This is a genomic window from Verrucosispora sp. CNZ293, from assembly GCF_002754655.1.
In genome coordinates this window covers 1,639,618-1,659,969 of record NZ_PEFR01000001.1, presented here as the reverse complement: position 1 = coordinate 1,659,969, position 20,352 = coordinate 1,639,618, and the positions used below count along the sequence as shown (strand labels likewise).

At 71.8% G+C, this 20,352-nt stretch carries 21 protein-coding genes and 1 pseudogene; 16 read left to right on the top strand and 6 right to left on the bottom strand.

Annotated features, from left to right (window positions below):
* Positions 1-297 precede the first annotated feature (297 nt).
* Together CLT74_RS07625 and CLT74_RS07620 are read left to right on the top strand one after the other, a co-directional pair.
* Entirely contained in the window at positions 298-654 is a 357-nt protein-coding gene (locus CLT74_RS07625) for a DUF2267 domain-containing protein (RefSeq protein ID WP_099845911.1), read from the top strand.
* 77 nt (positions 655-731) lie between these two features.
* A complete protein-coding gene (locus CLT74_RS07620; protein WP_099845910.1) occupies positions 732-1,214 on the top strand; it encodes a type II toxin-antitoxin system PemK/MazF family toxin in 483 nt (160 codons plus the stop codon).
* 29 nt (positions 1,215-1,243) lie between these two features.
* Here CLT74_RS07620 and CLT74_RS07615 read toward each other — a convergent pair whose 3' ends face one another.
* Both CLT74_RS07615 and CLT74_RS07610 read right to left on the bottom strand, forming a co-directional pair.
* A complete protein-coding gene (locus CLT74_RS07615; RefSeq protein ID WP_099845909.1) occupies positions 1,244-1,894 on the bottom strand; it encodes an NAD(P)H-dependent oxidoreductase in 651 nt (216 codons plus the stop codon).
* A 90-nt stretch (positions 1,895-1,984) separates the two neighbouring features.
* Positions 1,985-2,632 carry a GGDEF domain-containing protein gene (locus CLT74_RS07610; RefSeq protein ID WP_099851525.1) on the bottom strand — a complete coding sequence of 216 codons (648 nt, stop codon included), beginning with the start codon at positions 2,630-2,632 and terminating at the stop codon, positions 1,985-1,987.
* A 254-nt stretch (positions 2,633-2,886) separates the two neighbouring features.
* Between CLT74_RS07610 and CLT74_RS07605 the strand changes: the two genes are divergently transcribed.
* The 5 genes from CLT74_RS07605 (at position 2,887) to CLT74_RS07585 (ending at position 7,298) form a co-directional block, all read left to right on the top strand.
* Positions 2,887-3,126 (top strand): DUF397 domain-containing protein, encoded by a 240-nt coding sequence (locus CLT74_RS07605; RefSeq protein WP_099845908.1) that lies wholly within the window; start codon positions 2,887-2,889, stop codon positions 3,124-3,126.
* A gap of 138 nt (positions 3,127-3,264) precedes the next feature.
* The gene (locus tag CLT74_RS07600; protein ID WP_486582703.1) at positions 3,265-4,146 is read left to right on the top strand and encodes a helix-turn-helix domain-containing protein; all 882 of its coding nucleotides are present in this window, start codon (positions 3,265-3,267) and stop codon (positions 4,144-4,146) included.
* Between the two features lie 208 nt (positions 4,147-4,354).
* Positions 4,355-5,410 carry a LacI family DNA-binding transcriptional regulator gene (locus CLT74_RS07595; protein WP_099845906.1) on the top strand — a complete coding sequence of 352 codons (1,056 nt, stop codon included), beginning with the start codon at positions 4,355-4,357 and terminating at the stop codon, positions 5,408-5,410.
* A 2-nt stretch (positions 5,411-5,412) separates the two neighbouring features.
* Positions 5,413-5,619, top strand: a complete 207-nt coding sequence (locus tag CLT74_RS07590) for a hypothetical protein (protein WP_099845905.1) — start codon at positions 5,413-5,415, stop codon at positions 5,617-5,619.
* 122 nt (positions 5,620-5,741) lie between these two features.
* Complete coding sequence (locus tag CLT74_RS07585) at positions 5,742-7,298, top strand: serine/threonine-protein kinase (protein ID WP_486582114.1); 1,557 nt, start codon at positions 5,742-5,744, stop codon at positions 7,296-7,298.
* 39 nt (positions 7,299-7,337) lie between these two features.
* Here the strand turns inward: CLT74_RS07585 and CLT74_RS07580 are convergent, their stop codons facing one another.
* The gene (locus CLT74_RS07580; RefSeq protein WP_099845904.1) at positions 7,338-8,033 is read right to left on the bottom strand and encodes a carbon-nitrogen hydrolase family protein; all 696 of its coding nucleotides are present in this window, start codon (positions 8,031-8,033) and stop codon (positions 7,338-7,340) included.
* Positions 8,034-8,113: 80 nt separating this feature from the next.
* On the opposite strand from CLT74_RS07580, the gene CLT74_RS07575 reads away from it, so the two are divergent.
* Together CLT74_RS07575 and CLT74_RS07570 are read left to right on the top strand one after the other, a co-directional pair.
* Positions 8,114-8,917 (top strand): DedA family protein, encoded by an 804-nt coding sequence (locus CLT74_RS07575; protein WP_099851521.1) that lies wholly within the window; start codon positions 8,114-8,116, stop codon positions 8,915-8,917.
* An 80-nt stretch (positions 8,918-8,997) separates the two neighbouring features.
* Positions 8,998-9,438, top strand: a complete 441-nt coding sequence (locus CLT74_RS07570; RefSeq protein ID WP_099851518.1) for a protein-tyrosine phosphatase family protein — start codon at positions 8,998-9,000, stop codon at positions 9,436-9,438.
* Between the two features lie 78 nt (positions 9,439-9,516).
* On the opposite strand, the gene CLT74_RS07565 is transcribed toward CLT74_RS07570, so the two are convergent.
* A complete protein-coding gene (locus CLT74_RS07565; protein ID WP_099845903.1) occupies positions 9,517-11,790 on the bottom strand; it encodes an excinuclease ABC subunit UvrA in 2,274 nt (757 codons plus the stop codon).
* A 177-nt stretch (positions 11,791-11,967) separates the two neighbouring features.
* On the opposite strand from CLT74_RS07565, the gene CLT74_RS07560 reads away from it, so the two are divergent.
* Positions 11,968-12,687 carry a MerR family transcriptional regulator gene (locus CLT74_RS07560; protein ID WP_199172133.1) on the top strand — a complete coding sequence of 240 codons (720 nt, stop codon included), beginning with the start codon at positions 11,968-11,970 and terminating at the stop codon, positions 12,685-12,687.
* Between the two features lie 40 nt (positions 12,688-12,727).
* Here CLT74_RS07560 and CLT74_RS07555 read toward each other — a convergent pair whose 3' ends face one another.
* Entirely contained in the window at positions 12,728-13,456 is a 729-nt protein-coding gene (locus CLT74_RS07555) for a class I SAM-dependent methyltransferase (protein ID WP_099851513.1), read from the bottom strand.
* Positions 13,457-13,643: 187 nt separating this feature from the next.
* A complete protein-coding gene (locus CLT74_RS07550; protein ID WP_099845902.1) occupies positions 13,644-14,495 on the bottom strand; it encodes a hypothetical protein in 852 nt (283 codons plus the stop codon).
* 321 nt (positions 14,496-14,816) lie between these two features.
* Here CLT74_RS07550 and CLT74_RS07545 point away from each other — a divergent pair.
* The 6 genes and pseudogenes from CLT74_RS07545 (at position 14,817) to CLT74_RS07525 (ending at position 20,331) form a co-directional block, all read left to right on the top strand.
* Positions 14,817-16,215: pseudogene (locus CLT74_RS07545) on the top strand (D-alanyl-D-alanine carboxypeptidase family protein).
* An 11-nt stretch (positions 16,216-16,226) separates the two neighbouring features.
* Positions 16,227-17,474 (top strand): D-alanyl-D-alanine carboxypeptidase family protein, encoded by a 1,248-nt coding sequence (locus CLT74_RS07540; RefSeq protein ID WP_486582112.1) that lies wholly within the window; start codon positions 16,227-16,229, stop codon positions 17,472-17,474.
* Positions 17,475-17,563: 89 nt separating this feature from the next.
* Positions 17,564-18,343: a M15 family metallopeptidase gene (locus tag CLT74_RS07535; RefSeq protein ID WP_486582111.1), complete on the top strand. Its 780-nt coding sequence runs from the start codon at positions 17,564-17,566 to the stop codon at positions 18,341-18,343.
* 113 nt (positions 18,344-18,456) lie between these two features.
* Positions 18,457-18,654 carry a hypothetical protein gene (locus CLT74_RS31190; protein WP_486582110.1) on the top strand — a complete coding sequence of 66 codons (198 nt, stop codon included), beginning with the start codon at positions 18,457-18,459 and terminating at the stop codon, positions 18,652-18,654.
* 6 nt (positions 18,655-18,660) lie between these two features.
* Entirely contained in the window at positions 18,661-19,416 is a 756-nt protein-coding gene (locus CLT74_RS07530; protein ID WP_486582108.1) for a hypothetical protein, read from the top strand.
* 126 nt (positions 19,417-19,542) lie between these two features.
* Complete coding sequence (locus tag CLT74_RS07525) at positions 19,543-20,331, top strand: class I SAM-dependent methyltransferase (RefSeq protein WP_099845900.1); 789 nt, start codon at positions 19,543-19,545, stop codon at positions 20,329-20,331.
* Positions 20,332-20,352 lie beyond the last annotated feature (21 nt).

Here is a 20,352-nt window from a genome sequence, read left to right as displayed (position 1 = left end):
TACGATGGCATTCGCCTGGCAACCCCGGCGGTCGGAAAGCTACGGCCCGGTGGTTGCCAGCGTGGTCTTTCGGGCACGCACACGTGGCGGGTGAACGGGGGCGCGACGTGTGCGTGTGAGCCGCGCACGACGGCCGAGGGACCTCCGGGCGGCGCTCGTCCCGCCGACCGCGCTCGTGGTCGGTCCTTGACGGGCCCGCCCGGCACCGCACGGAGTCGATCGGGCCGCGGTCCGCACCGGGCGTTTGCCCGGTGCCGGCGAGGGTATCCAGCGCGGCGCTGACGACGGGAGGGCGCCGTGCGGTTTCCGCTGTTCGTCGCCGCGGTGTCACGCCGGTCCGGGCTGGCGCCCGAACCCGCGGCCATCGTCGCGCGGGCGGTTCTGCAGACAGTCGTGGAGCGGATGACCGGCTCGTCGCCGATCGACCCGACCGGGTACCTGCCGACCGAGCTGACCGACGCGGTGTCGCCGGGCGGACCGTCGGACTTCCTGCGCCGGGTGGGCGAGCGGGCCGGAGTCGACGAGCGGACGGCGGCCGCCGGGGCCGCCGCCGTGTTCGCCACCCTGCGCGAGACGGTGACCGTCGGCGAGTTCCAGGAGATGGTGGCGCGGCTGCCGACCGCTGGTGGTGGCATCGACCCGATCGTCGGGTGAGGCGTTACCCACACCCGGCGCAGCCGCGCACACTCCCTGCCGGCGGGAGGGCCGGTGGCGGCGGATAGGCTGCCGCCGTGGCAGGTCTGCTCAGGAGTGTGGCGTCCCGTGTCGGCGCGGTGATCCCGAGGCCGCGGGCCGCCGGGCCGTCCCCGGCGAAGCTCGCGCGTCGGCGTCAGGTGAGCGCGTTGCAGCGCCGCGAGTTGTCGTACGCCCCCGAGCCCGACGGCCAGGCCGACCCGGGCGAGATCGTCTGGACCTGGGTGTCCTATGAGGACGACCCCCGGCAGGGCAAGGACCGACCGGTGCTGGTGGTGGGCCGGCACAGCCGGACGCTGTTCGGGCTGATGCTCTCCAGCCAGCAGGACCGGCACGACGACCGGCACTGGCTGGCGCTCGGGCCCGGGGAATGGGACCGTGACCGGCGTCCGAGTTGGGTGCGCCTGGACCGGGTGCTGACCATGCGGGAGGACAGCATCCGCCGGGAGGGCGCGGTGCTGGACCGGGCCCGATTCGACCGGGTGGGTCAGGCCCTGCGCGCGGGGTACGGCTGGCGCTGACCGCCCGCCTCGCTGCGGAGCCGGTGGGCTCAGCCTGACCGCTGCGCCGGTTCGACAGCGGCGTCGCGGGCGTCCGGCGGCGGGTACGGCTGCTCCGCGAGCAGCCGAGCCAGGTGGGCGCTGTTGAGCGCCATCGCACTCGTCGTCCGACCGGTGGTGTCGGACTTGGGGCGGGCGTCGATGTAGTCGGTCTTGTGCAACGCCTCGCCGACCCAGTAGGTCGCGCCGGCGGCCGGGCAGGTGAAGCCGACCTCGTTGAGCGCCTGCTGCACCTGGCCGATCGTGTGGTGCGCGCCGTCCTCGTTGCCGACCACAGCTACTGCGCCGATCTTGCCGTAGGTGAGCAGCCGCCCCTGCTCGTCGGTCTCGCTGAGCTCGGCGTCGAGGCGTTCCAGGATCATCTTGCACACGCTCGACGGCTGGCCGAGCCAGATGGGTGTGGCGATCACCAGGATCTGTGCGGAGAGCAGCTTCGCGCGGATCTGCGGCCAGCCGTCCCCGTCGCCCTCGTCGGTGGAGACACCGAAGCGGACGTCGTGGTCCACCACCCGGATCAGCTCGCCCGTCACCCCCTGCTCGCCGAGGGCGTCGAGTACCTCCCGTGCCAGGACTTCCGAGCTGGACCGGGCGGGGGAGCGTTTGAGGGTGCAGTTGAGGACCAACGCTCTGATGTCCGCCATGATCTTCCCTCCGCCGTACGGACCTGGTTCTGGCGGAGTACCCGGCTCTCGACCGGCGACGCGTGGGTCGCGGTCGCAACCGGGACGGCTTCAGCACTCGGCGAGGTACGCAGTGTCGTGCAGGGCGCGGCCCAGTCGGCCACTGCCGAGCGCCTTGGCCTCGTACATCGCCGCGTCGGCGCGGTTGAGCGCCTCGGTGAGCTGACTGTCCTGCACGGGTGCCAGGCCGACGGAGGCGGTCACCCGGAGGCTGACGGCACCCATCGGGATCGGCGCGGCGAGCATGTCGTACAGCCGTCGGGTCGCGTGGTCGATCCACCGCCGGTCGAGGGTCGGGGTGGCCAGCAGTCCGGCGAACTCGTCACCACCGAGGCGGGCCACCAAATTGTCGCCGGCGAAGGTGGCCAGTCGCTCGGCGACGCTGACCAGCACCTGATCGCCAGCCGCGTGCCCGTACCTGTCGTTTATCTGTTTGAAGTCGTCGAGATCGAGCACCACGGCGATCAGGTGGTGGCCGGAGCGGTCGGTGAGCAGCGTCGCGGCGAGGCGGTAGAAGGCCCGCCGGTTGGGTAGGCCGGTCAGCGGGTCGTGGCTGGCGGCGTGTCGCTCGGCGGTGAGCTCGGCCTGGAGTCGCCCGATCTCGGCTTCGGCCCGCACGGCCCTGCGTCCCAACTGCCAGGAGGAGAGCAGCGCTCCTGCGGCGCAGATGCCGGACGCGACGGTCAGCGGATCCGGCACCACCATCTCCCTTCCCCGCGACACACGCCCGGCGCCGATCGGCGGACGCTGCCAGACACCTCGTTTCCCCTGATGGTCGTCAGGTTGGCGGAACAGAACGTGAGCAGGTGAGCGTCACGCACGTGCGTTATCATCCCCGGTGTCCATTGCAGATGCAATAGCAGATGCACGTGCATACCGAGCCGACACGGTCCCTCAAGCCGCTACCGCCCCTCCCACGGCACCGGCGCCTATCGGAGAGAACAAAAGCCCTCATGCAGCAGCCGCCCAACGGTGTTCCCGTTAACCACTTGCCTCCCCTCGCCTGGCAGAAGAGCCGGCGCAGCAACCCCAGCGGAAACTGCGTCGAACTGGCGGAGCTGCCCGGTGGCGCGGGCATCGCCCTGCGCAACTCCCGGCACCCTGAAGGACCCGCACTGATCTACACGGTGGACGAGATCGCCGCGTTCGTGCTCGGTGCCCGGGACGGTGACTTCGATCATCTGATCGGCTGACCCCACATCCCATCGACGGGATTCGTCGCGCGCGGGATGGGCGGTTCACCTCACTGACGGTTCATGGCATGCTTACACGTCGGTCGAGTCGGTCCACCGGATCGGCCGCTGACGGCATGCGGAGGACGGTAGGTGACAATGGTTTCCGCCGAGGAGGGCCCGGCGGCCGGCCCGACCGTGTTGCGGATGCTGCTGGGGGCCCAGTTGCGACGGTTGCGGGAGTCGCGGGGGGTGACCCGGGAGAGCGCCGGCTGGGAGATCCGCTCCTCGGAATCCAAGATCAGCCGGATGGAGCTGGGTCGGGTCGGGTTCAAGGAACGCGACGTCGCGGATCTGCTCACGCTCTACGGCGTCACCGCCGAGCAGGAGCGGACGGCGTTGCTCAAGCTCGCCCGGGACGCGAACAACCCGGGTTGGTGGCACCGTTACGGCGACGTCCTGCCGGGATGGTTCCAGTCGTACCTCGGCCTGGAGGCCGCGGCCGCGCTCATCCGCAGCTACGAGGTCCAGTTCGTCCCGGGTCTGTTGCAGACCCCGGAGTACGCCCGTGCCGTGGTGCTGCTCGGGCACAGCACGGCAGGTCCCGATGAGATCGACCGTCGGGTGGACCTGCGGATGCGTCGACAGGAGTTGTTGTCCCGGCCGCGTCCGCCGCGCCTGTGGGCGGTCGTCGACGAGGCGGCGCTGCGCCGACCGATAGGCGGCCCAGAGGTGATGCGCGGCCAACTGGAGGCGTTGCTCAAGGCCACCCGTACGCCGAACGTCCGGCTCCAGGTGATCCCGTTCGCCGCCGGCGGACACGCCGCTGCCGGAGGTGCCTTCACCATCCTGCGCTTCGGCGACCAGGACCTGCCCGACATCGTCTACATCGAACAGTTGACCAGCGCCATCTACCTGGACAAGCGCGAGGACCTGGACTTCTACGCGGTGGCCATGGAGCGGCTCTGCGTCGAGGCCGAGCCGCCAGAGCGCACCCCGGAGATCCTCGAACGAATGATCGCCGACCTCAACCCCCGCTAACAACCTCCCTCCCTCCCTCCCCGCTGCCCTCCGCGCACGCCCCTTCTTCCGTGGATCATGAAGTTATTGCGCCGGGTAAGCGCTTACCCCGGCTATAACCTCATGATCAACGGCTTGGGTGACTTGGGTGGGCGTTGACGGGGGTGTGGGTGGGGGGTTAGTGTCTGGATCGATCCAGTAACTGGATCGATCCAGAAGGGGGTGTGGGGTGAAGCCGACGTTGCGGGCGGTGGCTGAGGCGGTCGGGGTTTCGCGGAGCACGGTCTCCAACGCGTACGGGCGGCCCGACCAGCTCTCCCCGCAGCTGCGTCAGCGCATCCTGGAGACCGCGCGGCAGATGGGGTACCCGGGGCCTGACCCGACCGCCCGGTCACTGCGCCGGGGCTTCGTCGGCGCCATCGGCGTGCTGTTCACCTCCCGACTGTCGTACGCCTTCACCGATCCCTTCGCCGTCCGGTTCCTCACCGGGGTGGCCGAGGCGGCCGAACGTCACGACAGCAACCTGCTACTGGTACCGCTGCCCGATGACGCGGTAGGCGCGCGGACCGCTGTGGAGAACGCCGCAGTCGACGGGTTCTGCGTCTACTGCGCCGGTGACGAGGAGGGCATCCTCGACACGATCCGTGGCCGGGGGCTGCCCTTCGTCACCACCTCCTCGCGTCCCCGCGCCGACGATCTCTGGGTCGGCATCGACGAGCGGGCGGCTGCCCGGTCGGCCGCGACCCACCTGACCGCCCTCGGTCACCGCCGGGTCGCCCTGCTCGGCCACGACGTCCTGCCGGACGCGCCGGCCGGGCCGCTCCGGGTCGCCGACGTGGCCGACGTGCCCCACCCCACCACCCGGGACCGCCTGGCCGGGTTCGCCGACGCCTTCGCGGCGGCCGGCGTCGCGTGGTCCGACCTGACGGTGCTGACCGCCACCGACAACACCCGCGCCGCCGGTGCCGCGGCCGTCCGGTCGCTGCCGAGCCTGCCCGAACCGCCCACTGCGGTGCTGGCCTGCTCCGACGTGCTCGCCCTCGGTGCGCTCGACGTCCTGCGGCCCGACGGCGAGCCGGGGTCGGGCGTTTCCGTGACCGGCTTCGACGACATCGCCGAGGCCGAAGCCGCAGGCCTGACCACCATCCGCCAACCCGGCGAGGCGAAGGGGCGCAGTGCCGCCACCCTGCTGTTCGACCCACCCGTGGACGCCGCCGCGGGCCAGATCCTGCTACCCACCACGCTCGTCGTCCGGAGCAGCTCCGGACCGGCCCCGAGGAGATGACCATGGAACAGCCCATCGGCTTCATCACGGCCGTCGACGCGGTCACCCGCCATGTCATGTCGGCCCGGCCGGACGCACCGGTCCGGCCCGACGTGCCGCGGCCGGCGCGACTGGCGGGCACCCGCCGGCTCGCCGCCGGGGCGTTGCGCCGACTCGCTGACCAGATCCAGCCCCGCCCCGTGCCCGCCTCGCCCGCCTGCCGCACGTAGGGCTGTGGCGACGTCCCTGACCGCCGCGAGCCCAGGGACGTCGTCACCCACCGCAGGCCGGCTCCCGACCCCCGGCGACCCGGCAGCGCGACAGGACCGAGACGTACGTGGGTGGTGCGCCGGTGGTGTACCAGGCAGACTGGAAGCCCATGTCGCCGTTCACCCCCAGCCTGCGGTTGCACGACCGCTACGTGCTGCACGACCGCATCGGCCTCGGCGGAATGTCCGAGGTGTGGCGCGCCGAGGACGAGGTCCTCGGCCGGTCGGTCGCGGTGAAGGTCCTCGCCGGGACGTTCGCCGTCGACCCGGAGCTGCGGGCCACCCTCCGGCGGGAGGCCCGGGCCGCGGCCCGCCTGGCTCACCCGCACGTCACCCAGGTGTACGACTACGGCGAGGCGGCCCTGGCCGACGGCAGCGTCGTGCCGTACCTGGTGATGGAGCTGGTCGACGGGCGGAATCTCGCCGACCGGCTGACGGACGGCCCACTGTCCTGGCGACCGGCGCTACGGATGGCCGCCGAGGTGGCCGCCGCCCTGGCCGCCGCGCACCGTCTGGGCGTGGTGCACCGCGACATCAAACCGGGCAACGTCATGCTCACCGACAACGGTGCCAAGGTGCTCGACTTCGGCATCGCCGCACTCGCCGGGACACCGCCGACCGGTGCCCGCCCGGCCGGCGCAGCCCTGATGGGTACGCCTGCCTACCTCGCGCCCGAGCGGCTCAGCGCCGACCCGCCACATCCGGCGAGCGACGTGTACGCCCTCGGCGCGCTGCTGTACCGCACCCTCACCGGGGACGTTCCGCTGCCGGTGCGGACCTGGCAGGACGCGGTCCGGGTGCACGCCGAGCGTCCGGCTGTGGCACCGCTGCGGGCGCCGGGGCTGCCGGCCGACCTCGCTGAGCTGGTGCTGGCCTGCCTCGACCCTGATCCGGACCGACGCCCCACCGCCGGGCGGCTGGCCGTTCGGTTCCGCGCCGCCGCCACCGCACCGGCGGCACCGGCCACTGTCGACACGACTGTCACCAGCGGCGGTCGGCGCGCGGTGGACGCGACCCGGCAGCTGCGCCCGCATCCACCGACCCTGATCGACCCGGTGACCCGCCCCGTGGCCGCCCCGTCCACCGTTCGGCCCCGACCCGCGTCGGGTGGACCACTGCGGGGCCTGACCCGCGCCGGGGCGGCTGCCGGACGGCCACCGGGCCGGCGGGGACGTACCGGCCCGCCAGCGGGCGCGCTTGTCACGTTCGTCCTGGTCCTGCTCCTCGGTCTGGGCGCAACGCTCATTCTCGGTGACCCGGGCGACGGGCAGTCGACCGCCGCGCCCACCACGTCGTCGGCCGCCCCGCCGACCTCGTCCGCGCCCGCCGCACCACGACCCGAGGCCACCTCGCCGGCCGCCCGGCCGGAACCGGTGAGCCTGCGCCGGGCGGCTGTCGAACTCATCGCGTTGCTCACCGAGGCACAGCTCACCGGCGAGATCGACCGTAAGGCCGCCGACCGGCTGCGCAAGGATCTCACCGAATTGGCCGGTGGCAGGCCGAAGGAGCAGGAGAAGCGAGTCGAGGATCTGCGCGACCGGCTCGACGACGAGGTCGAACGCGGCAGGCTACCGGCGGATCTCGCCGACCGGGTGGACGACGTGCTGGACCGGTTCGAGGCGACCCTGCCGCAGGACTGAACCCCACCGGCACCGCCGAGCGCCGCCGATCGGCCCAGGTCAGGTCAGGGTCGCCTGGACGAACTCGCCAGGTGCGGTCCCGGCGCGGGCGAGCACCGAGCCGTCCGGCGCCCAGTTCGCCGACCGGCCGGCCGCCTCGGCGAAGCCGCCGCCGGTGGCGCCGGCGAAACTGGCGACGGCCACCACCACGCGGTGCGTGGTGGAGATCCGCGAGGCCCGTTGGTCCGGCACGTGTGCCTCCGCCGCGGAGTCGACGATCGAGGCGGCGTAGACGTCGACACCGGCGGCGCAGGTCCGTGCCGCGTGTTCCTCGACCCCGGTGTCCTTGCAGATGGCCAGGCCGAGGCGCCAGCCGTCGACGTCCAGCACGACAGGTGCCGACCCCGGGCGGAACCGGCGCGCCTCGACGTCCCCGAGCCACATCTTGCGGTACGCCACCCGGGCCCCGGCGCCGTCCACGGCGAGGGTGGCGATGTGCTCGCCGGCCACCGGTGCGCCGACCAGGGCGAGCGCTCCCACCGTCGCGCAAGCCGTGACCAGCGGCGCGAGCCGGGAGTCCGAGGGGTCGACAGCTGCGGCGTCGAGTTCGTAACCGGTGAGCGACAGCTCCGGGAAGACCACCACCCGGGCCGCCGCGGCACGCACCAGCTCCGCGTGCGCCGCCACGTTCGCGTCGATGTCGTACGCCGTGCAGCGGGGCTGGGCGACGGCGATGCTCAGCGGAGGGCGCGACATCCGCGTAGCGTAGGTCCGGCCGGTCAGAAAAGTCGACGCCGGTGCAGCGACTCTCAGCTGAGGTTCGTAGCGTGTGGGACATGATTCACGTCCGGTACGGCCCGCCCGTCGTCGTCGGCCAGTCGGCACCGCCCGAGGACGGCCTTGTCGGCTTCGTCACCGACCTGGTGGAGCGGCTCGGCGGCCCGGGTGCGGGGTTGGCCGTGGCCCTGGAGAACCTGTTCCCCCCGATTCCCAGCGAGGTGATCCTGCCGCTCGCCGGGTTTGTCGCGGCGCAGGGGCGGATGAGCGTCGTCGGGGCCATCTTCTGGACGACACTCGGTTCGTTGCTCGGCGCTCTCGCGCTCTACTGGGTCGGAGCCGCGCTGGGCCGGGAGCGGACGCGGGCCATCGCGGCGAGGCTGCCGCTGGTGAAGCTCAGCGACATCGACCGGACCGAGGAATGGTTCCTGCGGCACGGGGTCAAGGCCGTCTTCTTCGGACGGATGATCCCGATCTTCCGGAGCATGATCTCCATTCCGGCCGGGGTGGAACGGATGCCGCTGCTCACCTTCGCGGTCTACACCACGCTGGGCAGCCTGATCTGGAACACCACATTCGTGATGGCCGGCTTCCTGCTCGGTGACAACTGGCACGTGGTCGAGGGGTACGCCGGCATCCTGCAGAACGTGGTAATCGTCGCCACGGCCCTCGGTCTGGTCTGGTTCGTCGTCACCCGGTTGCGCCGCTCCCGCCGCGCCGGCGGCCTGCTGCCCAACGACAGTGGTGCCGGCCTGACCGATTCGACGCCCACCGGGGTGCCCGATCCCGACGGGCGGGGCACCATCTACCGCAGTGTCTGGTCGGACGGTCAGCATCGGACAGACCGGGACCTCAACCGCTGAACGGTTTCGCGCCGGGCGATTGGTACGGTCGCCGGGGCGGTGGCTGGCGGGGGCTGCCGCGCGGAGAAGGGATCGTGGTGGTGGGGGAGCGACAAGCCTGGGCGGACGGGGTCGGTGTGGTGGAGCTGCCCGGCGGGGTGCGGGTGCGTGGCCGCCGGATCGCCGACCTGGCCTCACCTGCCGATTTCAGCCTGCTGCTCGCTCCCGGGCCGACGCCCGAGTGGGCGCATCGGCGGGTCCGGTGGCCGGATTTCTGGGTTCCGCTGGACCGGGCGGACGCTCTTGACGCGTTCCGCGAGGCGCTGCGCCGGGGGTACGCCGGCGAGCGGGTGGAGGTGGCCTGCCGGGGTGGCACGGGGCGCACCGGCACCGCGTTGGCCGCGCTCGCCATACTCGACGGGTTGCCGGCGGAGCGTGCGGTCGACTGGGTGCGTGCCGCCTACCGTCCGGGTGCTGTGGAAACTCCCTGGCAGCGGCGTTGGTTGCGGCGGGTGGCCACGTCGTCGGCCCAGCAGCGGTGACTCCCGGCCGACGCGCCCGACGGCCAGGCCACCGGCGCCGGAGCCGGCAGGCGGGATGCGTGCCGGCTCCGGCGGTGCTCAGGCGCTGACGTAGTCGCGCAGGTGGCGGGCGGTGAGCGTACTGCCCTGCGCGACCAGGTCGGCAGGCGTGCCGGTGAACACGATCTGGCCGCCGTCGTGCCCGGCGCCCGGTCCGAGGTCGATCAGCCAGTCGGCGTGGGCCATCACCGCCTGGTGGTGCTCGATGACGATCACCGTGTTGCCGGCGTCGACGAGCCGGTCGAGCAGCGCGAGCAACTGGTCGACGTCGGCCAGGTGCAGACCCGTGGTCGGCTCGTCCAGCACGTAGGTGCCCGCCTTGTCGGCCATGTGGATGGCCAGCTTGAGTCGCTGTCGTTCGCCGCCGGAGAGTGTGGTGAGCGGCTGGCCGAGGGTGAGGTAGCTCAGCCCGACGTCGGCCATCCGGTCCAGGATGACCCGGGCCGGGCCGCTGGGGAAGAAGTCCCGGGCCTCGGCCACCGACATGCCGAGCACCTCGCTGATGTTCCGGCCGCGCAGCCGGTAGGTGAGCACCTCGTCGGTGAACCGGCGACCCTCGCACTGCTCGCAGACCGAGGCGACGCCGGCCATCATCGCCAGGTCGGTGTAGACCAGCCCGATGCCCTTGCAGGTGGGGCAGGCGCCTTCGGAGTTGGCGCTGAACAGGGCGGCCTTGACCCCGTTGGCCTTGGCGAAGGCGGTGCGTACCGGGTCGAGCAGGCCGGTGTAGGTGGCCGGGTTGCTGCGCCGGGAGCCACGGATCGGGGCCTGGTCGACGACCACCACACCGTCACGGCGGTGCAGGGAGCCGTGCACCAGGGAACTCTTGCCGGAGCCGGCCACCCCGGTGACCACCGTCAACACACCGAGCGGGATGTCCACGCTGACGTCGCGCAGATTGTGCAGGTCGGCGTGCCGGATGGCGAGGTGGCCCCGGGGCGTACGGACCGGTTCCCGTAGCCGTACCCGGTGGTCCAGGTGCCGGCCGGTGCGCGTGTCGGAGCGCCGCAGACCGGCCACGTCGCCGGTGTAGCAGATCCGGCCGCCGGCGGTGCCGGCACCGGGACCGAGATCGATCACGTGGTCGGCCACCGCTATGGTCTCCGGCTTGTGCTCGACCACGAGCACCGTGTTGCCCTTGTCCCGCAGTCGCAGCAGCAGGTCGTTCATCCGGGCGATGTCGTGCGGGTGCAGGCCGACAGTGGGTTCGTCGAAGACGTACGTGATGTCGGAGAGGCTGGAACCGAGGTGCCGGACCATCTTGACCCGCTGCGCCTCACCGCCGGAGAGGGTGGCCGACTCGCGATCGAGGCTGAGGTATCCGAGACCGATCTCGACAAGGGAGTCCAGCAGCTCCCGCAGGTTCCCGGTCAACGGGGCGACCGACGCGTCGTCGATCCCCCGGATGAACTCGGCCAGGTCGCTGATCTGCATGGCGGCGCACTCGGCGATGTTGCGACCGGCGATGCGGGACGACAGTGCCGCCGGGTTGAGTCGGGTCCCACCACAGTCGGCGCAGGTGGTGAAGGTGACCGCCCGGTCGACGAAGGCCCGGATGTGCGGCTGCATCGACTCCCGGTCCTTGGCCAGGTAGAGCCGGCGTACCTTCACGATCAGACCTTCGTAGGTCAGGTTGGTGCCGCCCACCTTGATCTTCGTGGCGGGTTTGTGCAGGAAGTCCTCCCACTGCTGCCGGGTGAAGTCCTGGAGCTTGACGTCCGGGTCGAACAGACCGGAGCCGACGATCGTCTGCCAGTACCACGTGTCGACGGCGAAGTTCGGCACCGTGATCGCGCCGTCGTTGAGTGACTTCTCCACGTCGACCAGCTCGTTGACATCGAGGTCGGAGACCCGGCCCAGCCCCTCGCAGGTGGAGCACATGCCCTCGGCCAGGTTGAAGCTGAAGGCGCCGGCCCCGCCGACCTGCGGGTCACCCAGCCTGCTGAACACGATGCGCAGCATCGCGTACGCGTCGGTGGCGGTGCCGACGGTGGAGCGTGAGTTGGCGCCCATCCGCTCCTGGTCGACCACGATCGCCGGGGTGAGATTGCGCAGCGAGTCCACGTCGGGCCGGGAGAGGCTGGGCATGAACGACTGGAGGAAGGCGCTGTAGGTCTCGTTGATCAGCCGCTGGGACTCGGCGGCGATGGTGCCGAAGACCAGTGAGGACTTACCGGAGCCGGAGACACCGGTGAAGACGGTCAGCCGGCGCTTGGGGATGTCGACCGAGACGTCGTCGAGGTTGTTCTCCCGCGCCCCGCGTACCTCGATGACGTCGTGACTGTCGGCGGCGGACCGTGCTGGCTGCTGCATGCGAACCCTTCGCGAGATCGTGGACGGACTCCCGTCCGGAACTGGCTTCAGATGGCCTGGCCGGGTTCAATTGTCGCATTAACTGACATGTAGCGACTTTTGCGGCAACCTGAGCGCTGACGCTGTCCGATAAGAGCCTCAAAGTCTCAAACTGCTACGGCAGGCTAGGGTGAACCGGTGGTGGATCGTCGGGGTGCCGGAAGACTGCGCGCGGTCGACCTCGCCGCGGTGGCGGGCGTCTCCGTCCAGCAGGTGCGCAACTATGTCGACCTTGGCGTGCTGCCCCCGGTGGAGCGCACCGCGAGCGGCTACCGGATCTTCACCGAGGCGCACGCGCGGGCGCTGACGGTGGCTCGGGCGATGGCCCACGGACACGGCTGGACGCGTACCCGGGAGATCATGGCGGCGGTCCACCGGGGCGACCTGCCGACGGCGCTGGCGTTGCTGGACGGCGGACACGCCGAACTGGACCGCGAACGGGCCCAGATCCGCACGGTGCTCGGCGCGTTCGAGACCGTGGTGAGCAGCCCGCGTACGACAGCACCACGCCGGGCCGTCCGGGTCGGCATCGTCGCCGACCTGGTCGGGGTCCGCACCTCGCAACTGCGCTCGTGGGAGGCTCGCGGCCTGCTGCGCCCGGCCCGCGCGGTCGGCACCGGCTACCGGGTGTACGACGAGGCCGAGTTGCGGGCCGCCCAGGTGGTGGCGCTGCTGCGCCGGGGCGCGTACCCGTTCGAGATCATCGCAGCGGTGCTCGACGAGATGCGGACCACCGGCAGCCCAGAGCGGGTTCGCGCCGAGTTGGCCCGCCGGGAGCAGGAACTGCACCGCCGCAGCCTGCGGCGGCTGGCCGCCTCGGCGACCCTGCACGACTATCTACGCCACCGTGCCGATTGACATCCGACGCCCGTACGGGCAGCCTGCCGCAACCGGCGGCTCAGCGCAGCACCAGCAGGTCGAGACAGTCCACGATCGGCCCGTCGACGGTGCCGACCGCCGCCCGCAACCGTGCCATGCCGGCCGCGTACTCGGCCTCCGTGATCAGCTGTAGCGGGGTGTGCGCCCGTCGGTCCATCCGCTCGGCGTACTCGGCCAGACAACCGGCGACGGTCTGGGCGACCGGCTCCACAGTGCTCACCGGAAAACCGGCCCGGGCGAAGGCGGCACGTACGGTGGCCAGCCCGGGGTAGGTGTCGAGAATCCGCAGCGCCTCGGGGAACCAGCCGAACAGCGCGATCCGCTGGTGCCGGCCGGGAAAGGGTGACCGGATCAGCACCGGGGCTCCGGGCCGCAGCACCCGACGTAGTTCGCGCGCCGTGGCGTCCAGATCGTCGACGTGGTGGATCATCGTCGACAACCAGGCACCGTCAAGGCTGGACGTGGCCAGTGGTAGCGCGGCAGCGTGCCCGCCGAGCAGTGGCCGGTGCGCGCAGCGGGACCGCATCGCGGGTGCCGGCTCGACGGCGAGTACCCGCACGTCGTACCAGTCGGCGAAGGCGCCCGCCCAGATGCCGGTGCCGGCACCCAGATCCAGCAGGGTCGAGCCGGAGCGCGGCCGTAGATGGTGCTGGACAGCCTGCCGCCACCGGACAAGCCCGTCCCGTCCCAACTCCCGACCGGCGGCGAAGGCAGCGGCGGCGGTGTCGTCGTACGGAATCAGCGCCACGGCCACCACCTCGGATTCGCCGCCGGAGGTTCGCCCGGGCGGTAGTAGTGGTTGTAGCCGGAGCATGACCGGCGGTCAACGGATTGTGGTCGATCACGCACTGCCGGTGGGTGGTGGCGGCTCGCTGCCTACCCACGCGCGCCCGGTGGGCGGCGGTAACTCGCCACCCACCGGCGGGATTGCGTGCTCAGCTCGCCGAGCAGGGCCTGGCCAGGTTCACCAGTTCGGCCGGGCGGTTGCCGTTGACCCGGCCGATCGCGGTGGCGATGCGGTTGATCGCTGCGACGCGCCGGTCCTCCAGCGGGCCGATGATGGCGTTGCGCACGAAGTTCGGGCCGCCCTGCGGGTTGGCGGCCTGCCGGTCGAGGCGGGCGTTGGCGTCGGCGATCTGGCTGTCCAGGTTGGCGAGTTCCCGCTGCACCTCCGCCGCTGCCTGGGCCGGCACCGCCGGGAGTCGGTCGGCCACCGTCGGGCAGCTCACCCGCTGGGCCACGCCGGCTCCCGCGTTCCCGTTGCCGTTTCCGGCGTTTCCGGCGTTGCCGTTGCCCGCGTTGCCGTTGCCGGCGTTACCCGCGTTGCCGTTGCCGGCGTTGCCGTTGACGGCGCTGGGGGCGCCTGCGGTGTTGAGGCCGCAGGTGGCGAGGCTGGCGAGGTCGGGGCGTTGGCCGCCGGCGCGGTTGATGTTGATGCCGATGCGGTCGAGGGCGGCGGTGCGCTTGCTGGCCAGGGGTCCCAGGATGGCGTTCTGGATGAAGTTGGCGCCGCCCTGGGGGTTGGCGGCCTGCTGGGCGAGGCGGGCGTTGGCCTCGGCGATCTGCTTGTCGAGGTTTGCCAGTTCCTGTTCGACTCCGGCCACGGCGGCGGCGGGCACGTTGGACAGCTTGTCCCGCACCGTCGGGCAGTTCGCCGTCTGCGCCCCGGCAGCGTCGTCGGCCGAGGCCAGCGTCAAACCGCCGCCCAGGAGCACCGCCGCCAGGACACCGACGCCGCCAAGCTTCAACGCGGCGTGCTTCTGGTGCTTCTGCGTACGCCTGACCATGCTCTTCTCCTCATGATTGACCGCCCGACGGGTCGACCCGTGCGGGCCCGTCGGCTGGTGCGCAATGGGGTGCCCGTGAAGGCGATCGACAGCGGCGGCCGGCCCCGCCCCGCATGCCGAGGACCTTGACGGGTGATGTCGGACCGAGCCGCGGGAGCGCTCCCGCCGCAGGTCCGGACGTTTCATGTGTTCGGTCGTGGATACGGGGGGTGCGGACGATCGGTTCAACAGTTCCGCGCGAAGATCGCCGCCTTCAGCCGGGCGGTTGCGGCCGGGCAAGGGTGGGTGACGCCGGCGATCCTGCCGTTAGTCTGCGTGTTCATGAGAGTCCGGGCCCTGGCCGCCGGCTGCGTCGTCCTCGCCGCAGTGACGATCCCCGCGACTTCTGGTGTCGCTGTGATCACTGTGAGTTCCGAAAGGGTCGCCGCGGTCGCCCTCCCGAGCCCCGTCCGGACGCCGCCGCCCGCGCCTGGCCCTGACGCGCCAGCCCCGACGGCGGTGCCCTGCCCGAAGGCGGTGGCGCCGAAAGTGGTCCGGTCGCCGAAGCCGACACCTCCGCCGTCCGTTCCGGAGCATCGGGTGGTCGGTGGAGACCTGCTCGCCACCCCCGGGTTGATCGTGCCGCCCACGGCGCCGACGCCGCCGAAGGTGACGGCGACCTCGTGGCTGGTGGCCGACCTGGACACCGGCGAGGTGCTTGGCGGCTGTGGTCCACACGAGTACGCGACTCCGGCCAGCGTGCAGAAACTGCTGCTGGCCGCGACCATGCTGCCGAGACTCGATCCGGCTCAGGTCGTCACGGTCACCAGGGAGGATCTGGACATCGCCCCGGGCAGTTCGGCGGTCGGGCTGCTGCCGGGCGGCCGGTACCGGGTGGAGACGCTCTGGCTGGGGTTGCTGCTGCAGTCGGGCAACGAGGCGGCGAACGCGCTGGCCCGCCTCGGTGGTGGCGGCGACGTGGCCGGTGGCGTGCGGGCGATGAACGAGCAGGCCCGGCGACTCGGCGCCCGGCAGACCCACGCGGTCACCCCGTCCGGGCTGGACGCCCCCGGGCAGTTCACCAGCGCGTACGAGCTGGCCCTGATCGCCCGGGTCTGCTTCGCCGATCCGGCGTTCCGCAGGTACGTGCTCACCGAGCGCACCCGCATTCCGGCGCAGAAGGCGTTGCGGGCCAAGGGCTTCGAGATCCAGAACGAGAACCAACTGGTGTACCGCTATGCCGGTGCGCTCGGCGGCAAGACCGGCTTCACCGACTACGCGCGGCACACGTACGTCGGCGCGGCCGAGCGGGACGGCCGCCGACTCGTCGTCACGCTGCTCGGTGCCGAACCCCGGCCCGACCGTAGTTGGGAGCAGGGGGCCGCGCTGCTCGACTGGGGGCTTCGCGCTGCCCCGGCAGGTCAGCGTCGGCCGGCTGGTGGAGCCGGGCGAGTTGGACGCCGAACCGTCACCGGCGGTGACCGGGCCGGCCGATGCGGCACCGCCGGCCACCGCCTCGGCGCAGCCGGCGGGAACCGCCTCGGTCACCGCCGGGCCGGGCGCGGGAATGTTCGTGGCGCTGGCCGTCGGAGCGCTCGCGATCACCGTGGCGATCCTCGCCGCCCGACGACCCCGCCGGACAGGGCGTGGTGCGCAACCGCCCCCATCCGGACCGTCCAGGGCCAAGATCCAGGCGGGGGTGGTGGTCGATTCGCAGGACTCGTCGGAATTCACCCGATAGTGTCGCTGATTGTGAGAGCTTCCGCACTTACGGTGGCGGTGACTGCCGCGCTGCTGACCACGCCACTGGTGCCCGTCGCCGGTGCCAACGCGGTAGCGCCGGTGCCATGCCCACGCCCTGCGCCGCCGGCTCCCGGTCCCACACCACCTGTGACGCCCTCGCCGGACCCCGTACAGCGGGCCGTCGGCGGACCCCGGCTGGCCACGTCCGGCCTGGTCGTGCCGCCGGGTGTACCGAAGCCGCCGAAGGTGGCGGCCACCTCGTGGCTGGTGGCCGACCTGGACACCGGCGAGGTGCTCGGGGGGTGCGGCCCACACGAGTACGCGACCCCGGCCAGTGTGCAGAAACTGCTGTTGGCCGCGACCATGCTGCCGAGACTCGATCCGGCCGACGTCGTCACCATCACCGCCGGTGATCTCGACATCGAACCGGGAAGTTCCGCGGTGGGGCTGGTCGAAGGCGGCAGGTACCGGGTGGACACGCTCTGGCTGGGGCTGCTGCTGCGTTCGGGGAACGAGGTGGCGAACGCGCTGGCCCGCCTCGGTGGTGGCGCGGACGGCATGGCCGGCGGGCTGCGGGCGATGAACGAGCAGGCCCGCCAGCTCGGTGCGTACCAGACCCACGCGGCGACTCCCTCCGGGCTGGACGGTCCCGGGCAGTTCACAAGCGCGTACGACCTGGCCCTGATCACCCGGGCCTGCTTCGCCGACGCGCGTTTCCGGCGCTACGTGGCCACCCGGGAGGCGACCATCCCGGCCCAGCCCAGGCAGCGGGCCAAAGGATTCACCATCGACAACGACAACCAGTTGCTCTACCACTATCCCGGGGCGCTGGGCGGCAAGACCGGCTACACCGACCTGGCCCGGCACACCTACGTCGGTGCCGCCGAGCGGGGCGGGCGTCGGCTCGTGGTCACCCTGCTCGGCGCGGACGTGATCGACAAGCGGGGCTGGCAGCAGGGCGCGGCCCTGCTCGACTGGGGATTCGAACTGCCCCCGGCCGCCTCGGTCGGGGTGCTGGTGAGCCCGGGCGCGGCCAGCGCCTCGGCACCACCGGCCCCGGTGCCCCCGCAGGCACTGCCCGGCGGTGCGTCCGGGGCGGAGACAGCCCGGTCGGCGACCTTCGCCGGCCGGCTGCGGTCGGCCTCCCTGATCGGTCTCGCCGTCGGTGTGACGCTGCTCGCGGGCGCTCTGGTGGGTCGCCGCAGGTGGCGGCACCGTACCGCCGGGGGGACGGGACAACCGACGCGCACCCCGTGAGCGCGACGGTGACCACGGCTGCCCCGGAGCACGGACGACCTGGCGGCGCCGACCGACACCGTCGGCCGACACTCGGTCGACTGTGGCTGGTGGGAACTGTCGCAGGCGTCGTCCTGGCGGCGGTCGGATGTGGGCGCGACGAACCCCGCCCCCCACCCTCGCCGCCGGCACCGTCGGGGCCGGGCTTCGTCGTCCTGTCCGATGTGGATCACAGAGTTCTCACCGACATCCGGTACGCCACCGGGTACAACTTCGTCGGTCGCCGCGTCGCCGGCTACCAGGAACCGTTGTGTCTGCTCACCGCCCGCGCCGCCGAGGCGCTGCGTGGCGTCCAGGACGCGGCGCTCGCCGCCGGCCGCAGCCTCAAGGTGTACGACTGCTACCGCCCACAGCGGGCCACCGACGACTTCCTGAACTGGGCCGGCCAGCCGGGTCAGGACACCATGAAAGCCGCGTTCTACCCTCGGGTGGCCAAGGCGGAGCTGGTGGACCGGGGCTACCTCGGCGCACCCAGCGCACACAGCCGGGGCAGCACCGTCGACGTCACACTTGTCGACATGCCGGCACCCGAACAGGCCCGTTACGTACCCGGTCAGCCGTTGGTGGCCTGCACCGCCGCGCGTCCGCAACGCTTCGCCGACAACAGCGTGGACATGGGTACCGGGTTCGACTGTTTCGACCCGCTGTCGCACACCGACTCGGAGCGCGTCGACCCCACCGCCCGGGAGAACCGGCGGCAGCTACGACAGCTGATGGCCGACGGGGGTTTCGTCGGCTACGACCGGGAGTGGTGGCACTTCCGACTCCGCGACGAACCCTGGCCGGACACCTACTTCGACCTGCCGGTGACCCGCTCCTCGGCCGGCTGACGCCGTCCGTCACCGGACCACACGCGAAATCTTGGACAGTTTCCGTTACGCGCTAACGGAAACTGTCCAAGATCTGGTGGTGTGGTGCCGGCGGGGGCGGCCACTGTCGGTGGATGGTTCCCGACGATGCGGCTGGGGCGTTGGAGTGGTTGGCCTTCGAGCAGGCCGGTGTGCTCACCAGCGCGCAGGCTCGTGGGGTGCTGACCGAGGGTAGGGTGCGCGGGTTGGTGCGCTCTGGGCGGTGGCGGTCGATCAGTCGCGGGTTGCTGCTGACCGGCAATGGTCGCTTGACCCGGGATCAGCAGTTGTGAGTCGCGGTGTTGGCCGCTGGGTCGGGTGCGGTGCTCGCGGGTGCCACGGCAGCGACCGAGGCGGGAGTGCGCGGCCTGCGAGCCGAACCGCTGCATGTGCTCGTGCCGTCGTCGCGTCGGCCCGGGCGGACCATCTTGCGCCGGTTGCCGATCGACATGGCCTCCGTGGTGGTGCACCGGACAACGGTTCTTCCTGCCGCGCATCTTCAGGTTGGTCGCCCGCCCCGGACAATCACCGCGCGGGCCCTTGTCGACGCCGCCGGGTGGGCGCCCTCGCCGCGCGCGGCGCAGGAGGCGCTGGCCGCTGGCTGTCAGCAGCGGCGGGTGTTGCCGGAGGAGGTGGCTGCCGTGTTGGATGTGCTGCCTCGCGCTCCTCGGCGGCTGCTGATCCGGCAGACCATCGACGACATCGCCGGTGGCGCTCAGGCGTTAAGTGAGATCGATTTTGTCCGGCTCTGCCGTCGGGCCGGTCTTCCTCGTCCCGACCTGCAGCAGCGCCGGACCGACGCGGCGGGTCGGACGCGTTGGCTGGACGCGTACTGGCGGGACTGGGGTGTGCACGCGGAGATCGACGGCGCGCATCACATGGACGTACGGCAGTGGACGGCGGACATGCGACGGCAGAACGACGTCTGGACCGCCGGGGAGCGCATTCTTCGGTTCCCCGCGTGGCTGGTCCGGGCGCACCCGGAGCAGGTCGTCGACACCGTCCGCCGTGCCCTCCTGGCCGCTGGCTGGCAACCCGACGCCGAGAATCTCTGAGATCTTGGACAGTTCCCGTAAGCGCGGAACGGGAACTGTCCAAGATTCGGCCCGGACGGGCGGGGAGGGCTATGCCGTGGGCAGAATGACTCGCGTCCCGCCTGAAGTCACGGGCAGGCTGGCTACGTGCGGGCGGACTTCAGTGGTGAGGTGGCGACGTACTACGCCAGGCACCGGCGCGGTTACCCGCCCGAGGTGCTCGACGCCCTGACCGCCGCGTACCGGCTCGGCGGCGGCGACACCGTGCTCGACCTCGGTTGCGGCACCGGCCAGCTGACTCTTCCGCTCGCCGCCCGGGTGGGCGCTGTCATCGGCGTGGACCCCGAGCCGGACATGTTGGCCAAGGCCCGCGAGGCCGCCCTCAGCGCGGCGAGAGCCAACGTCACATGGGTACTCGGTGCCGACCGGGATCTGCCCGCGCTGGGCCGACTCCTCGGTGAACGGACGGTCGGCGCGCTGACAGTCGCCGTCGCTGTCCACTTCATGGACCGTGACCCGCTGTTCACGACTGCCCGGCGGCTGCTGCGTCCCGGCGGCGGGGTCGCCGTGATCACCAACGGCGCTCCGTTGTGGTCACAGAACGCCGAGTGGTCCACAGCCCTGCGCGACTGCCTGGAACGGCTTCTCGGGCACCCCGTCAGGGCCACCTGCCAGACCGATGAGGCAGGTCGTCGGCTGAACCGGGAGGCACTCGTCCGGGCCGGTTACCGCTACACCGAGTCGGTCGTGCAGTACGACGCGCCACTCACCGTCGACGACATGGTCGGTGGTGTCTTCTCCGCTCTCTCGGCCGACCGGCTGCCCTCGGCATCCGGGCGGGCCGCGTTCACCGCCGAGGTCCGCGACGCCCTCGGTGGACGGAACGACGTCACCGAGCGGGTTCGGGTCTGGTTGCAGCTCGGCACCATCGACTGAGCACGCTCGCGCTCGTCGGAC